Source organism: Vibrio albus (assembly GCF_003144035.1).
Taxonomy (GTDB): domain Bacteria; phylum Pseudomonadota; class Gammaproteobacteria; order Enterobacterales; family Vibrionaceae; genus Vibrio; species Vibrio albus.
The window spans coordinates 1-15,971 of sequence record NZ_QFWT01000009.1 but is presented as its reverse complement, the minus strand read 5'-3'; the positions used below and the strand labels follow the sequence as shown (position 1 = coordinate 15,971).

Annotated in this window: 15 protein-coding genes; 13 read left to right on the top strand and 2 right to left on the bottom strand. The window is 46.6% G+C overall.

Annotated elements, in window-relative coordinates:
* Window positions 1–3: 3 nt before the first annotated feature.
* The 5 genes from DI392_RS14995 (at window position 4) to DI392_RS14975 (ending at window position 6,154) form a co-directional block, all read left to right on the top strand.
* The gene (locus DI392_RS14995; RefSeq protein ID WP_181388436.1) at window positions 4–1,188 is read left to right on the top strand and encodes an amidase family protein; all 1,185 of its coding nucleotides are present in this window, start codon (window positions 4–6) and stop codon (window positions 1,186–1,188) included.
* Window positions 1,185–2,762 (top strand): gamma-glutamyltransferase family protein, encoded by a 1,578-nt coding sequence (locus DI392_RS14990; protein ID WP_109320512.1) that lies wholly within the window; start codon window positions 1,185–1,187, stop codon window positions 2,760–2,762. Before DI392_RS14995 ends, DI392_RS14990 begins: the two co-directional genes overlap by 4 nt.
* Complete coding sequence (locus DI392_RS14985; protein ID WP_109320511.1) at window positions 2,752–3,984, top strand: pyridoxal-phosphate-dependent aminotransferase family protein; 1,233 nt, start codon at window positions 2,752–2,754, stop codon at window positions 3,982–3,984. The genes DI392_RS14990 and DI392_RS14985 overlap by 11 nt, the downstream gene beginning before the upstream one ends.
* A gap of 24 nt (window positions 3,985–4,008) precedes the next feature.
* On the top strand, window positions 4,009–5,259 hold the full coding sequence (locus DI392_RS14980; RefSeq protein ID WP_109320510.1) for an allantoate amidohydrolase: 1,251 nt from the start codon (window positions 4,009–4,011) through the stop codon (window positions 5,257–5,259).
* A gap of 82 nt (window positions 5,260–5,341) precedes the next feature.
* Window positions 5,342–6,154 (top strand): DUF5718 family protein, encoded by an 813-nt coding sequence (locus DI392_RS14975; RefSeq protein ID WP_181388435.1) that lies wholly within the window; start codon window positions 5,342–5,344, stop codon window positions 6,152–6,154.
* 117 nt (window positions 6,155–6,271) lie between these two features.
* On the opposite strand, the gene puuE is transcribed toward DI392_RS14975, so the two are convergent.
* Both puuE and DI392_RS14965 read right to left on the bottom strand, forming a co-directional pair.
* A complete protein-coding gene (gene puuE / locus DI392_RS14970; protein WP_109320509.1) occupies window positions 6,272–7,201 on the bottom strand; it encodes an allantoinase PuuE in 930 nt (309 codons plus the stop codon).
* A gap of 68 nt (window positions 7,202–7,269) precedes the next feature.
* Window positions 7,270–7,935: a GntR family transcriptional regulator gene (locus tag DI392_RS14965; RefSeq protein WP_109320508.1), complete on the bottom strand. Its 666-nt coding sequence runs from the start codon at window positions 7,933–7,935 to the stop codon at window positions 7,270–7,272.
* 278 nt (window positions 7,936–8,213) lie between these two features.
* On the opposite strand from DI392_RS14965, the gene DI392_RS14960 reads away from it, so the two are divergent.
* The 8 genes from DI392_RS14960 to DI392_RS14925 all read left to right on the top strand — a co-directional run bounded on the left by DI392_RS14960 (window position 8,214) and on the right by DI392_RS14925 (window position 15,676).
* Window positions 8,214–9,656 carry an NCS1 family nucleobase:cation symporter-1 gene (locus DI392_RS14960; protein ID WP_181388434.1) on the top strand — a complete coding sequence of 481 codons (1,443 nt, stop codon included), beginning with the start codon at window positions 8,214–8,216 and terminating at the stop codon, window positions 9,654–9,656.
* A 299-nt stretch (window positions 9,657–9,955) separates the two neighbouring features.
* Window positions 9,956–10,747 (top strand): transporter substrate-binding domain-containing protein, encoded by a 792-nt coding sequence (locus DI392_RS14955; protein WP_109320507.1) that lies wholly within the window; start codon window positions 9,956–9,958, stop codon window positions 10,745–10,747.
* Window positions 10,748–10,757: 10 nt separating this feature from the next.
* A complete protein-coding gene (locus tag DI392_RS14950; protein WP_109320506.1) occupies window positions 10,758–11,426 on the top strand; it encodes an amino acid ABC transporter permease in 669 nt (222 codons plus the stop codon).
* 12 nt (window positions 11,427–11,438) lie between these two features.
* Window positions 11,439–12,092 carry an amino acid ABC transporter permease gene (locus tag DI392_RS14945; RefSeq protein WP_245884086.1) on the top strand — a complete coding sequence of 218 codons (654 nt, stop codon included), beginning with the start codon at window positions 11,439–11,441 and terminating at the stop codon, window positions 12,090–12,092.
* Window positions 12,079–12,807 carry an amino acid ABC transporter ATP-binding protein gene (locus DI392_RS14940; protein WP_109320505.1) on the top strand — a complete coding sequence of 243 codons (729 nt, stop codon included), beginning with the start codon at window positions 12,079–12,081 and terminating at the stop codon, window positions 12,805–12,807. Before DI392_RS14945 ends, DI392_RS14940 begins: the two co-directional genes overlap by 14 nt.
* Before the next feature lie 1,141 nt (window positions 12,808–13,948).
* Window positions 13,949–14,635, top strand: a complete 687-nt coding sequence (locus DI392_RS14935) for a hypothetical protein (RefSeq protein ID WP_146194538.1) — start codon at window positions 13,949–13,951, stop codon at window positions 14,633–14,635.
* Window positions 14,636–14,850: 215 nt separating this feature from the next.
* On the top strand, window positions 14,851–15,294 hold the full coding sequence (locus DI392_RS14930; protein WP_181388433.1) for a cyclophilin-like fold protein: 444 nt from the start codon (window positions 14,851–14,853) through the stop codon (window positions 15,292–15,294).
* A gap of 61 nt (window positions 15,295–15,355) precedes the next feature.
* Window positions 15,356–15,676 carry a cyclophilin-like fold protein gene (locus DI392_RS14925; RefSeq protein ID WP_109320503.1) on the top strand — a complete coding sequence of 107 codons (321 nt, stop codon included), beginning with the start codon at window positions 15,356–15,358 and terminating at the stop codon, window positions 15,674–15,676.
* Window positions 15,677–15,971 lie beyond the last annotated feature (295 nt).

Here is a 15,971-nt window from a genome sequence, read left to right as displayed (position 1 = left end):
ATTATGACTGATGTCGATCGCACTGTGTATTGTCAACAAGGGCCCGACGAGCTGTTACCCGCGGGTCTGGGAGACCTGACTGGCTTACAGTTTGTTTTCAAAGATTTGTTTGACGTGAAAGGTTATGTCACCGGGGCTGGTAATCCAACTTGGCTGGCTACCCATTCCCCAGCGGAGAGCACCTCTCCTCTGATTACTGCGCTCTTGTCTCAGGGAGCGGAATGTGTTGGAAGAGTACAGACAGACGAGCTGGCATATAGTCTGAATGGACAGAATGTGCATTATGGCACGCCGGTTAACCCGAAAGCGGAAGACTGCATTCCCGGAGGCTCATCAAGTGGCTCAGCTGTTGCTGTTGCTCGTGGTGAAGCTGATTTCGCTATCGGTACGGATACCGGTGGATCAGTTCGGGTACCCGCCAGCTATTGTGGTATCTACGGTCTGCGTCCAACACTGGGTAAATTCTCTCTCGATAACGCTTTTGAACTCGCAGAAAGTTTCGATACGGCTGGTTTATTTGCACGTCAGCTACCGGTACTGAAAAAAGCGTATCAGGCTCTGGCCAACACGAATGTTGATATCCGGTCGGATGTCCTTAACGTGGTGAGTTCTCTGAAGGGACCTCAGTACTTATCCCGAATCGAGCGGGTAACAGAGGCGGCAGCACAACCGGGCCTGTCAGTTTGCGAAGTAGATGACAAAGGGTTGTTCAGCGATTTCGCTGTGCTCAGTGAATTATTCCGTACTATTCAGGGATTCGAGATCATCCAGGGGCACGCTGAGTGGCTAGATGAGCATGAAGAAGCGCTTGATCCTGCCATTGCTGAGCGTGTCCATTGGGCAAGAACTATTACGCCAGAACAGTACGATCAAGGTATTCAGAAACAAGCAGAATTTCGCGAGTCGTTGATTGTGCTCTTGAAAGAGTGCGGTGGCTCAATCCTTTTACCTACGACACCAGCAGGACCACCTAAGCTTGCGACTACGGCAGGTGAACTTGCGGAATACCGTTCGCAGCTTATGGGACTGACGGCGATAGCTGGATTGTCAGGGTGCCCCCAACTGCATATTCCAGTTCTGGATCAGCCAGAAGGTCCGTGTGGTATTTCTATTCTCGGGCTGCCTGACAGCGAGCAATCGCTCATCAATATGGCGTTACTTTTGGTTAATGACAAGGAGGGGCTATGAAGCATCAGATAGCCTTTACGGCTCCTCACCATGAGGCAGCCAAGGTTGGATTAGATATCCTGAAAGCCGGTGGAACGGCAAGTGAGGCGATGGTGGCTGCGGCTGCGATGGTTTCTGTGCAATACCCTCATATGAACAGTATTGGCGGCGACAGCTTCTGGCTGATCTGTGAGAAGGATAAAGCCCCTGTTGCCATTGACGGTTGCGGCTTTGCGGCCGAGAAAGCAACGATCAGCCATTATAAAAAGATGGGTGACGAGCTTCCTGAGAGTGGCGGTGAAGCCGCGGTGACGGTTGCCGGAACGATTTCTGCGTGGGATAAAGCGCTGCAGATTAACTCAAGCCACATACCGCTATCTCAGCTGTTAGACCCAGCGATTAACGCTGCACGAGATGGCATTGAGGTGACGAACAGTCTGCATGATGCCAGCGTGAAAACCTATGACCGCTTACATCAGCTAGAAAGTTTCAGTGATGTGTTCCTCAAAGCAGGAGAGGTTCTGAAGGCGGGGGATTCTGTAAAGAACCTGCGCTTGGCAGACACTTTTGAGCAGTTAGCTGAACGTGGTCTGGATGATTTTTATCGCGGGGAACTGGCACAACAGATCGCCGCCGATCTGGACGCTCTGGGCAGCCCGATTTCTTTATCCGATCTGCAGGCCTATCAGGCTTCTGTCGGTGAGCCGCTGAGTGTGAATACTGGTAAAGGGTGTTTATATAACCATGATGCCCCGACGCAGGGTTTAGCTTCACTTCTGATACTCGCTATCTACGATCGTCTGGCCGATAAAGTCACGTGTGAAGTCGATCATGTTCACCTGCTGGTGGAAGCAACAAAACAGGCTTTTCTGGTTCGGGATAATGAAATTACTGACCCGGCACATTTGGCTAAATCGCTGCAGCTCTGGCTGGATGATTCAGTGGTTGATTCGCTTGCGGAGCAGGTGGATATGTCAGTGGCGATGCCATGGCCGAAAGTAGCAAAACCGGGAGATACGGTCTGGATGGGGGCTACGGATCAGTACGGCACCATGGTGAGTTTTATTCAGAGTGTGTACTGGGAGTTTGGTTCTGGTGCGGTGTTGCCGAACACCGGGATTGTCTGGAACAACCGGGCAAAAAGTTTCTCCCTGGATCCGGCTCACCTGAACAGCCTGGAGCCAAGAAAAAAACCGTTTCATACCTTAAACCCGGCGTATGCCGAGCTTAACGATGGCCGACGTATCGTTTATGGAACGATGGGCGGCGAGGGGCAACCTCAGACACAGGCATGCCTGTTTACCCGCTTTGTGTATCAGGACAAGGCCCTGGCTCAGTCGATTGCCGAGCCACGTTGGCTACTCGGGCGAACCTGGGGCGATGATACCAACCAATTACGATTAGAAAACCAATTATTCAAAGCACTGGGTGATGAACTGACTCAGAGAGGGCATGACATCACTTCTGTACCGGATAACAGCGAATTAATGGGTCATGCTGGTGCAATTGTTATGGATAGCAACGGCAAAACGACAGCCGCCAGCGATCCCCGCAGTGATGGCCTTGGAATACATGGAGAAGACAATGGAAACTAAACAATTATTTGAGACATTAAACCCGCCGCAACGCCTGCTGATGGGACCAGGGCCAATCAATGCCTACCCGCGTGTACATCAGGCTCTGTCGTCAGCACTGATTGGTCAGTATGACCCCGTCATGACCGGCTATATGAATCAGGTTCAGGAACTGTACCGTGGTGTATTTGAGACTCAGAACCAGCAGACAATGCTGATTGACGGTACGGCGCGTTCCGGTATTGAAGCGGCATTAGTTTCCATCTTAAAACCAGGTGACAAAGTGTTGATCCCGGTGATTGGCCGCTTTGGGCATCTTCTGTGTGAAATTGCGCAGCGTGTTGGTGCTCAGGTTCGTACTATCAATTTTGAATGGGGTGAAGTCGCATCATCAGAACGAGTTGAACAAGAGATCAAACAGTTCAAACCTAAGCTTCTAGCAACGGTACAGGGTGATACCTCTACGACGATGAACCAGCCTCTGGATGAGCTGGGCGAAGTCTGCAAGCGCCACGGTGTGCTGTTTTACTGCGATGCGACAGCTTCCATCGGAGGTAACGATCTTAAAGTAGACGAGTGGAATCTGGATGCGGTTTCTGCCGGCCTGCAAAAATGTCTTGGTGGTCCATCGGGCAGCGCACCTATCACGCTAAGTGAAGCGGCCGTTGAGGTGATTAACCGCAGAAAGCATGTCGAGGCCGGTATTAAAGCGGCTCACCATGTCGCTGGTGAAGACGAGATCATCCGCTCTAATTACTTTGACCTGGCAATGGTGATGGATTACTGGGGACCAGAACGTCTGAACCACCATACTGAAGCGACAAGTATGTTGTACGCGGCGAGAGAATGTGCTCGTATCTTCCTTGAAGAAGGTGCTGACAACGTGATTGCCCGCCATAAGCTTGCCGGTGACGCTATGGCTCAGGGGCTTACTGCTATGGGACTGAAGCTGTTCGGTCAACAAGACTTCAAAATGAATAACGTTGTGGGTGTTTATATCCCGGAACAGGTGGATGGTGAAGCCATCCGTTCGGAATTGTTACAGCGTTTTGGTATTGAAATCGGCACATCGTTTGGGCCGCTGGCCGGAAAGATCTGGCGTATTGGTACAATGGGCTATAATGCTCGTCAGGAATGTGTTCTGGCTACCCTTGCGGGGCTGGAAGCGATTCTGATTAAGCACCGTGCACCGATCGTTGCAGGGCAGGCTGTTGTCGCCGCCATGGAACTGTATTCGAAATAATAAGAGAAAAGGTCAGGAGAAAGGATGCCGGTTTCTAATAAAGTTCACGTTCAGAAAGACGAAGTTAATGCTCAAAGGGTAATGGATCGAATTGAGCAACTCGCCACATTTAGTTCCATGGAGGGAATGGTAACCAGAGCATACCTCACTGATGAGCACAAGGCTGCTCATCATCAGCTTGGGGCGTGGATGGAGGAAGCTGGCCTTCAGACCTGGCAGGATGAGGTTGGAAATCAGTGGGGGCGCTTGCTCTCCAGCAACCCAACCGAAGGCACGGTTATCATTGGTTCGCACAGTGATACGGTTGTAAATGCCGGTAAATATGACGGCACCCTGGGTGTGATCATGGCTATTGAGGCTCTGAGTAACCTTAAACTTAACAATATTGAGCTGCCTTTTCATGTTGATGTGGTTGCCTTTGCTGATGAAGAAGGGACTCGCTTTAATACGACGCTACTGGGCTCCTGTGGCGTAGCGGGTACCTGGAATCCGGACTGGCTGGATATCAAAGATGCCTCTGGCATTAGCATCGGGCAGGCCATGAAAGCGTTTGGCCTGGACATAAACGCGATTCCAGAGGCGAGCCGTGCAGGCGATAAAACCAAGGCGTATCTGGAAGTTCATATAGAGCAGGGGCCGGTACTGGAAAGCTGTGGTCTGCCTGTCGGCGTGGTCACAGGCATTGCCGGAGCGAAACGCTTTATTGTGGATGTGTCTGGCATGGCAGGACACGCCGGAACCGTGCCTTTAGAGCTGAGAAATGATGCGCTGTGCGCGGCGGCTGAGATGATCACGACGATCGAAGCCTATGCCAAAGCACAAGGTATCGTCGCGACTGTCGGCAAATGTGACATCAAAGGCGGTGCAGTCAATGTGATACCGGGAAAGGTACAGTTTAGTATTGATATCCGCAGCCAGAATCAGGAACTGTTAGAAAATAGTTGTACTCAGTTATTGATGCGATTGCAAAGCATTGCACAGAAACGACAGGTGACAGCCGAGGCAGAAAAAATATATGAAGCTTCGGCTGTGACGTGTGATTCTAAGTTACAAAGTCTCTGGTCTTCAGTGACAGAAGATGTCACACGTAAGCCAGTTCATCTGCTGCCAAGTGGCGCAGGTCACGATGCGATGATGATGGCCACTATAGCGCCTATGAGTATGCTATTTTTACGCTGTGAAAAGGGCATCAGTCATAATCCGCTGGAAGATGTACTCACTGAAGATGTCGCTGTCGGGCTTACTTGCCTGGAAAAGATGATTACCGCTCTGTAAGATTATCTCCTCCCAGCGAACTTTCTGAAAAGGTGCGGTTTAACCGCACCTCTTTTTAACTTGACAGAAAAACAGGTTTTTTATGGATCTTAACAATATTATTGGATTTGGAATTGCAGGAAACTTTGCCGGTCACCTGGAACAGGCAGGTGAACTGAAAGAGTTTTTATCTGTATCTGCTGAAGAGGGAAAACCTAAGGGGATTTTCCCTTTTTATTTGCCGGAAGCCGACTCTGAGTTATCGGTATACCCATATTCAAATGCTCTCCAGAAAATACCACAGGGTGAACAGCCTCAGTTAGAGCCAGAAATTCTGCTGCTGTGCGATATGACTTATTCTGATGAAGGTGAGGTAGAAAGTATTGAGCCGAGCCACTTTACGGTATTCAATGATTGTACCCTGCGCAAAGAAGGGGCAAAGAAAATCTCAGAGAAGAAAAACTGGGGCAGTGCCAGTAAAGGCGTGAGCGATACCTGGTTACCAGTAGACCGTTTTGATGAACAGGGTATTCTGAATGACTACTGGCTGGCGTCTTTTGTTGAGCGTGATGGCGTGTTATTTCCATACGGTATCAATACCAAGGTGAGTCAGTATAGCCTGTTCAACCGTGCTCTTCTTGAGTGGATCGTTGATACCATGAATAATCAGGCTGATGAAGGGCCTTTGGAAGATCTGCATACCATGCTGGAAGCACATGGTTTTCCTAAGCAGTGTGTGATGTCTATTGGTGCAACCGCTTATGAAGAGTTTGGTGAGAAAAACTATCTGATGGCCGGAGATATACTGACTGTGGTGGCTTACCCTTCTGGTGAGGGCGATATTCAGCTGTGCGTGAAGAATCAGGCGTTTCCGGAAAAAGCAGCCGTCGTGAGTCAGACGGTCAGTATTGCGTAAACCATTGGCTTTACATTGTGATGGAATATAATACCAGTCCAGCAATTATCTAATAATGTAATTACTGGTATTGGTATAAAAAACCCTGATATTTATCAGGGTTTTTGTGTTTTTGCGTTACTCCGCCGGGTGGTTTTCTATCCAGTGGTTAGCAATATCTTCACGCTTAGCAATCCAGACCCCTTCATGTGACTGAATATAGTCAAGAAAACGTTTCAGTGCCATAAAGCGGGCAGGTTTACCGAGAATACGGCAGTGCATGCCAATAGACATCATTTTAGGCGTGGTTTCACCTTCAGCATACAGACAATCAAACGTATCTTTCAGATACTGGTAGAACTCATCACCGTGGCTGAAACCATAAGGAGAAGCAAAGCGCATGTCGTTTGTATCTAATGTGTACGGAATCACCAGATGTGGTCGCTTTTCTCCAGGATTGTTAACGTCGTCGACCTGAGTCCAGAACGGCAGATCATCACCATAATAATCGGAGTCATACAGCAAGTGTGAATGTTCCGCTACCAGATCTCGCGTATTTGGCGAGTCACGCCCGGTATACCAGCCCATTGGTTTCTTGCCGAAAAGCCCTTCAATGATCTCCAGCGCTTCCTGCATATGCTGGCGCTCCATATCTTTAGGCATATCCTGATAATGGATCCATTTCAGACCATGACATACCACTTCGTAGCCATTATCTTTAATTGCCTGAACCATTTTAGGGTTACGCTGCAAGGCTGTTGCGATGCCAAAGATCGTTAAAGGCAGCCCTCGTTTTTCAAATTCATTGATAATGCGCCAGACACCGGCTCTTGAGCCATATTCGTACAGTGACTCCATACTCATATGACGACCTTTGTAAGCTTGTGCACCAAACATTTCAGAAAGAAAGACTTCGGAGTGCTCATCACCGTGTAAAACGCAGTTTTCACCGCCTTCTTCATAGTTCAGTACAAACTGAACGGCAATTTTTGCTTTATTCGGCCATACTACGTCTGGCAGATTATCACGACCATATCCCATATAGTCACGAGGGTTGTTACTATCCATATAATTAAATCCTGTGGTTTTCTCTTTTCTGATCCTGATAGCGATTACTTTATATACATATCTTTGTCTTAATCAGCGAACAGACGCTGGAAATCAATATTTTCCTCTTTCTGGCTTTCAAGGTTCAGTGAGGATTTAATGTGCTGTAGGTGATGCTTCATCCAGGACTGTGCTTTTACGATGTCACCGGTATCGAGAATATTAATAAAGTCACTGTGGTCACCACAGTCACAACTGACACTGTCTTTAGAACCGAATGCGGCTATAACCAGCGATGAACGGTAACAAAGTTGTTCGACAAAATTCGCAAGAACGGCATTACCCGCAACTTGCGCTAACTCATAATGGAACTTGGCCGTAAGTTGAATTGAGGCGGCAAGGTCATTATCGATATAAGCCTGTTTCTCCTGATCAACCATATTGCGAAACCGCTCTGACTGTTGTAAATCCCAATTCAGCAGTAGATCAGAAATAAGCTGTGGTTCAATAAGAATCCGGGAATCGAAGACTTCATGCGCTTCTTTCTCACTTGGCTCGTTTACCTGAGCGCCTTTGTTTGGCCGAATTAAGACAAACTGTTCGATGGCCAACCGCTGAAGAACTTTTCGGATCCCGGTTCGGCTTACATTGAATGCTTCAGAGAGCCGATCTTCAGGCAATCTGGAGCCTGGGGGAAGCTGATGTTCAACGATAGCTTTCAATAATTTTCTATAAATCTTTTCATCATTAGACATGAATACACTCTATACAAACAAAGTTAATATTGTATACAAGACATGGTTGCAAAATGTATACCATCAAAAAACCCCTGTCTATTGGTAATTCTTTGTCTGAATCACATTCTGTGACGCACGTTTTTGGTGATTTGTGCACCTCAATGGTGAACGAAACCTAAGAAAATAAAGACGATCACGCGTAACAGTATGAAAAATAAAGTGAGTACAGTTTTGGCATAATGTTCGCATACGAAGTTGGTTGTAAATTGTATACAATGGTGACTACGGAGAGTCGTATGAAAACAGCATTACCTCAAAGTCCTAAACTGAGCAACGAGGATTTACTGCCGGATACAGAACAGAAGTGGGGCTGGTACAGCATTTTTGCTTTCTGGATGTCTGACGTTCATAGCGTCGGTGGATATGTTTTTGCAGCAAGCTTATTTGCATTAGGCTTAAACGGCATACAAGTTTTGATCAGCCTGTTAGTGGGTATTTCTATTGTAATGGTCTTTGCTAACATGATGGGACAACCGGGCCAAAAGGCTGGCGCACCATTTCCTGTTATTGCACGTATGTCATTTGGCGTATTTGGTGCCAATATTCCAGCTGTAATCCGAGGCCTGATTGCTGTGGTCTGGTACGGTATCCAGACTTACCTGGCTTCTAGCTCATTTATCATTTTGCTTCTTTACTTTTTCCCTGAGTTAGAAAGTCTGGCGGACAGCTCTTTCATTGGCCTGTCGTACCTTGGGTGGGTTGGTTTCGTCTCTATGTGGGTGCTTCAGGGTATCGTATTTATGTTTGGTATGGATATGATCCGTCGTGTGATCGACTGGTCAGGCCCGGCTATTTATATTGCGATGGCTGCACTGTGTGTGTACATGATTGATAAAGCTGGCTGGGAAAATATCCGCTTTAACCTAAGCAGCAAAAACCTGGAAGGCTGGGATGTGGTGACACAGATGGTAATCGCCATTGCTCTGGTTGCCGGATACTTTGCTGGTCCGACACTGAACTTCAGCGACTTTTCCCGCTACTGTGGCTCATATAAGCAACTGAAACTGGGCAACCTGCTAGGTCTACCTCTTAACTTTGTGCTTTTCTCTGTGTTCGCTGTCATCATCGTTTCGGCTTCTATCCCGGTATTTGGTGAGATGATTGTTGACCCGGTGGAAACGGTGAACAAGCTTGATTCTGGTCTGATTACTGTTCTGGGTGCGCTGACTTTCATCTTCGCTACCGTCGGAATCAACATTGTGGCTAACTTTGTGGCACCGGCATTTGACTTCTCAAATGTGTCTCCACAAAAAATCAGTTTCAAAGCGGGTGGTTTTATCGCAGCCTTTGGTTCGGTACTACTTACCCCGTGGAACCTGTTTAACAACCCGGAAGTGATTCACTATACGGTTGACATACTGGGTGCGATGATTGGTCCGCTTTACGGTATTGTTATCGTTGACTACTTCCTGATTAAGAAAAAGGAAATTGATGTAGATTCGCTGTATACCGAATCACCTAAAGGTCGTTACTGGTATGAAAATGGTATCAATAAGAAAAGTGTGTACGCACTGTTGATCGCTGGCTTTGCCGCCATTATCGCAACCTTTGTGGTAACTGAACTGGCGAACTACGCACTGTTTATCGGCGGTACGGTCGCAGCGATTACTTACCGCTTTATGATGCAGTCAGAGCAGGTGGCCCTGAAAACGCTGACACCTGTAAAATCAAATTCATGATGTAATGTATCTTTCCAGAGATCATCCTGCTCTAGCCTAGGCGGGTGATCTCTTTTTTTGAGGGGGGGGCATATATCTGTTTTGAGGCCGTTTCGTACTGATCTGTTTTGGGGCATGAACGCACCAGAAATAGGATTCGTTTGGCCGTTTACTTTGCTACTTGAAAGTGAATGGAGTCCAAATCGAGATATTTGGTTAATAAAATCAATCAATTATATTTTCTCTAACAACTTGGAACGATCGTTGCAGTATTTGTGTTGAATGTTTCAATCGTGTCTTAATTGTATAGGGAAATAGCAATGAAAATTCGTAAGTTAATTTCTTTAGTGGCTGCAACAGCAGCATTGGTAACAAATATTTCAGCAGCCTCAGCGAATCAGCTGGACGTTATTAAGGAAAAGGCTGTTCTGAAAGTTGCGGTTCCGCAAGACTTTCCTCCATTTGGTTCTGTGGGGACCGATCTGAAGCCCCAAGGCTATGATATTGATATGGCGAAATATCTGGCCAAAGAGATGGGTGTAAAGGTGGAACTGGTACCAGTAACCAGCGCAAACCGTATACCTTACCTGCAAACACAGAAAGTTGACCTGGTTATTTCTAGTATGGGTAAAAATCCGGAACGTGAAAAAGCTATCGACTTTAGTAACCCATATGCGCCATTTTTCCTTGGCGTATTTGGAACGTCAGGAGAAGAAGTTAGCAAACCTGCTGATTTAGCGAATAAGACTGTTGGCGTTACTCGCGGTTCGGTTGAAGATATTGAACTGAGCAAAATTGCTGCTCAGAGCACTACCATCAAACGCTTTGAAGATAACAATGCGACACTGTCTTCATTCCTTTCAGGTCAGATTGATCTCATCGCGACTGGTAACCTTGTCGTGACGGAAATTGCTACTCGCTATCCGAGTAAAGCCCCGGAAGCCAAATTTATGCTGAAAAACTCACCTTGTTACGTAGGGGTAATGAAAGGCGAAAGTGAGCTAGTGGAAGAAGTGAATAAACTGATTTCTAAAGCAAAATCTGAAGGCGTATTAGAGTCTCTATCTCAAAAGTGGCTTAAAGCTCCGTTTCCAAAAGACCTTGATATATAAGGATATCTGAATGAGTTACCAGCTAGATTTTACTGGTCTGGTTCCTTACCTGCCACAGTTTGTGGCAGGTCTGTGGACCACCATTGAATTAACCGTCATTTCAACAATTGCAGGATTAGTTGTCGGTACTTTGTGTGCTGCAGGGCGTACCAGTACTTTGGTTTGGTTACGTTGGCTATGTGGCACTTATATAGAAGTAACCCGCAATACCCCTTTTATCGTTCAGCTGTTTTTTGTCTTTTTTGGTTTACCTGCATTAGGAGTAAAACTGAGTGCGTGGGAAGCCGGTTTTATTGCTATGGTGTTTAACCTGGGAGCATATAGTGCAGAGATTATTCGTGCCGGGATTGAAGCAACACCAAAAGGTCAATGGGAGGCAGGTAAAACATTAGGGCTGACCAGAAGTCAGATTTTTACCCGGATTGTATTACTACCTGCTTACCAGAAGGTGTACCCGGCGCTGGTCAGTCAGTGCATCATTGTCATGCTGGGATCTGCGGTGGTTTCTCAGATCTCGGTAGAGGAACTGACCTTTGCGGCTAACTTTGTGCAGTCGAGAACCTTTTTAAGCTTTGAATCCTATGCTGTCACAGCGTTGATTTACCTTGTTCTTGCGGTCTTAATGCGTCAGTTTTTCGCACTGATAAAAGCCCGTGTATTTAAAAATCCTGCGCTGTAGGAGAAGACTATTATGATGATGCAATTTACCGATTGGGATATTTTGCGCAATCTGTTATTGGCTGCACGCTGGACAGTATTGTTGTCTCTGATCGCTTTTATTGGTGGTGGTATTGTGGGTCTGGGATTGACACTGCTCAGAAGTACCAAAAATCTTCACCTGGGCCGAGCCATTCAACTGTATGTTGAACTGTTTCAAGGCACACCATTGCTGATGCAGCTGTTTATGGCGTTTTTTGGTTTGTCCTTGCTGGGGGTAGAAGTGAGTGCATGGTCAGCCGCGGCGTTAGCGTTGACCCTTTATAGTAGTGCTTATTTTCATGACATCTGGCGTGGCTGTATCGATGCCCTGCCCAAAGGGCAATGGGAAGCATGTCGGACTCTGGGACTTAACTACATTCAGACTATGCGTAATGTGATTATTCCTCAGGCATATCGTATTGCGATTGCTCCGACGATTGGTTTCTCGGTACAGATTGTCAAAGGCACTGCCTTGGCATCAATCATCGGTTTTGTGGAGCTGACAAAAGCGGGCACTATGCTCAACAACGCTACATTCCAGCCATTTAAAGTGTTCGCCATGGTTGCCGCACTTTACTTCATTACTTGTTTTCCTCTGTCATTATTCGCTCGTTATTTGGAGAAAAAAGCTTATGTCTCTCGTTAGTGTTGATCAAGTACACAAATACTATGGTGATAACCATGTTTTGAAAGGTGTGGACCTGAAGATTAAGGCTGGTGAAGTGGTCTCTATCATTGGTCGCAGCGGTTCCGGAAAAAGTACACTGTTACGTTGTATGAACGGGTTGGAAACCTATCAGGACGGGGCGATAGTGGTTGACCGTCAGGCCGTAGAAGATGACGAGTATAAATTACGCCTGCTTAGCCACAGTGTTGGAATGGTCTTCCAGAGCTTTAATTTGTTTCCTCATATGACCGTTGGTGAGAACGTGATGCTGGCACCGAAATTGGTGTTAAAAAAAGATGTGAAGGAATGTGAAGCTCAGGCTAAAGAGTTGCTGGAAAAAGTCGGCTTAGGCGATAAATTCGATGCCTATCCGGCGAACTTGTCCGGTGGACAACAGCAGCGCGTTGCTATTGCCCGCTCGCTCGCTATGAACCCTAAGGTGTTGTTGTGTGATGAAATTACCTCTGCACTGGATCCTGAGCTTGTTGGAGAAGTTCTTAAAGTATTGGAGCAGTTAAAGAAAGAGGGGATGACCCTGATTCTGGTTACCCATGAAATGAACTTTGCCCGGGAGGTTGGGGACAGAGTCGTGTTCATGAATCAGGGCAAAGTCTGGGAAAGCGGCCCCAGCGAAGAAGTCTTCGCTGCTCCGCAGACTGAAGAGCTGAAAAGCTTTTTATCTGCAGTAAGGTAGGCGTTCTTTATTTGTCACTCAGACAGCCCCTGTGAGTGATTCGGCGGGGGGGTTATAGGAACGCCCTTATTCTGCAGATTAAATGGCATGTCGGTTTTATTAGCCGGATATTTAATTCCAACGATAGATCAGTTATCGATAGTATCGTCTCTCATTAGCACTCAACCGTAACATGGTGAACCCATTCAGATGGTCAGGATTTTCTAACACAAATATATCTGTGCGACCTGAAGTCGTATGAAGCGTTGTTCACCACGACAAGAGTGAACCGTCTGTATCACCAGATGACCCTAGGTTCCTGAATAAAGCAGCGGAACCGACAATGTAACGAAACTCAGACGTTAGGCTGAGTGGGAACGGAATCGTGAGAGGATGTTCCTCCTGAGAACCACAATTCGGGTGAGTGCTAGGGAGTCAATATGATGAATGTAATGTGAATCCATGTAAGGTGCGTTATATGATGAAGCAGCGGAAGTGGTTAATACGCTGTAGCCAAAATGGCAGCGAGAGTCGGAAAGAGATTGGACATTACTCTTTCGTGATCAGCGTACTCTTCGCACTATAGTGGGCATCTAAGTTGACATTTTACGCGACATACGGAACAGGGTAAGCCTGTATACCTCCCTATGGGAAAGCAACCTGTGAGGGTTGCCGATAGGTATGCAGGTAAAGGAGGCTAGAGAAAGCGAATGCCCCTTTGTAACGAAGGGGATACAGGTTTATATCTGGCGCGAAAGCGAGCTGACTTCTAGCTGGTCTCCCGTTGCGAAATAGCTTGAAGAACTTTATTAAAGAAGAAAAGCAAATGATGATTTCGAATGAAATTAGTGCGTCTTCTGACAACGAACCTTGGTTTCTTATTCACTGAGTCACCATTGGGGCAGTTTTAAAGCTTTAAGCATGTATCGCAAAGGTAATTTAGTTACTGGGTGCTTAACGGTGCCTTTGTGGAGGCTTGAGCCGTATGCAGTGAAAGTTGCACGTACGGTTCTGAGGAGGGAGGCACCTGGCAACAGGTGCCGCCTATCCGACATAGAAGAGGAGGCTATTCACGCTACATTTATCATTGCAATTTAACCCGAAAAGGCCATACTGCGCCCTATTAGGCTCTGTAGAAAAAATGTGTTGGAGTAGTCGTCTGATGAGACTTTTAGGTAAATTGTGTTGTAGCTTAGTTGTGTTGTTTCTGGCCGGTTGTATGGAATCTGGTGTGAATTTTACGATTCGCTATGATGCTGTAGACGGGTTGAAGAACAATGCGCCATTAATGCATGGTGATCAAATCATTGGCAAGGTGAATGAGGTCATCTACACCGATCAGGGTAATTTTGACGTGAATGTGACGGTAGATGAAAGCCACCATACTTTGGCAACTGATTCTGCTTTGTTTGTCATTACAGACGACTCCAAAGTCAAAGGCGTACAGATTATTAAACTTATCACTAGCGATAGTCCGGGCACATTAATTCAGGACCAACAAGTGATCCAGGGCAGTACCAAATTAACGGGAATAGCCAGGGAGGTGCAAAACCAGATTGGTGAGAGCTTACAGTCGCTTGCATCAAGCATCGACCAATCAATCTCGACCTGGATCGATAAAACTGCCGAGCCTACAGTTGAGCAACTGGAAAGTGAGTTAGATCAGCTGTTAGAAGAAGCAAAAGCATTAGGTGCGGATGCCAAAGAGCGTATTGAAGCCGATGTTGTAGAGACTATAAAACAGCATATACAAAGACTAAAGCAGCAAATGGATGGATTGAATCAGGATGACACCATTGACCAACTTGAAAAGAAGGTGGACGAACTAGAACACCTGATGCAGGCGTAATTTACAGCTTTAGAATTACGTTACGTTTATACAGGCAACATCGGACCGAAAAAAGCCCAATATTCAGACATAAATCAGAATTGTACGAATAGGCAACGATTACGCAGGATCGTGATAGCGACCGTGATGAGTGATCGGTAAGTTAAGGGTATAACCAGGTTTTGTGAATATGCAACCAGTCTTTGTTTGTAGAGGATTAGGTGAAGGAGAACCACATGAAATGGATTGTATCTGCTTTAATGTCTGGACTGTTGATCTTTATATCCGGCACATTAACCGTCGCCGCTCATGAATTGAGTCTGTCGTCAATGAAGGTCAGCATTACGTCTCGGGGACAGACAGCAACCTTTCACCTATATGATACCCAAGCCGCTAAGGAGTTTTACCAACAGCTCCCGTTACGGCTCGAATTATCGAATTTCCGTGATGCCCAGTGGATGTTCTATCCTCCCGAAAAACTGACGGTCACCTCCGGTGAAGCCTACCACGATGGGAAAAAAGGAGAATTGAGTTACTACGCCCCGTGGGGAGACGTATTCATGCTTTATAAAGACTTCTATGCAGGTGATGAAATGCATCGTCTCGGGGTGGGTATTAGCGGTATTGAAGATATTGAACCTATGTCAGGAACCGTATTGATCGAAGCGTCAGATAAGTAAAAAACGACCACCATTTGAATAGGTTGTGCGAAGAACAACCTGCAGGTTACCGGAGAGGACTATGTTCTTAGGTCTAAAAACAAAACTATTTAGTCAGGTCGGGCTGTTCATGCTCTGTGCTACGACTATGTCGATGGTGACGGTGAAACAGGCGCTGGCTGATAGTCAGATTCGTATCACTGCTGGTGACACGGTTCTGACCGCGACCCTATACGATAATGCAACCAATCGCGATTTTATCTCATTGATGCCGATGACGTTAAGGATGAAAGATTACGCCGGAACTGAAAAAGTCAGCGACCTTCCCAAAAAGCTGTCTACTGAAGGTGCCCCGTCAGGCAGCATGGTAGATGTTGCATCGTTCAGTGCGCCAGTTTCATAAACACGTGAAACGTCCTTATCAAAATCGAAGTTTGTTAAGTCAAATCCAGGTTGAGGAGGAGTCATGAAGTAGAACATCGTGGAACCCGCACCCAATACGGCACTTAATGCATTCGGTTTGGTTGCATCCTGAGAGGTACCCAGTTTCCACATTCTCCAACCAATAGCGCTGATAATCCTCTAGCCAGCCTCCCCGGTTGGTGCTACACCAACCTAGCTAACCAGGCTAAAAGAGGAGGCTGTTATGACACTGTACTGTGGAATAGATCTGCACTCAAATAATCATGTGGTTGTCG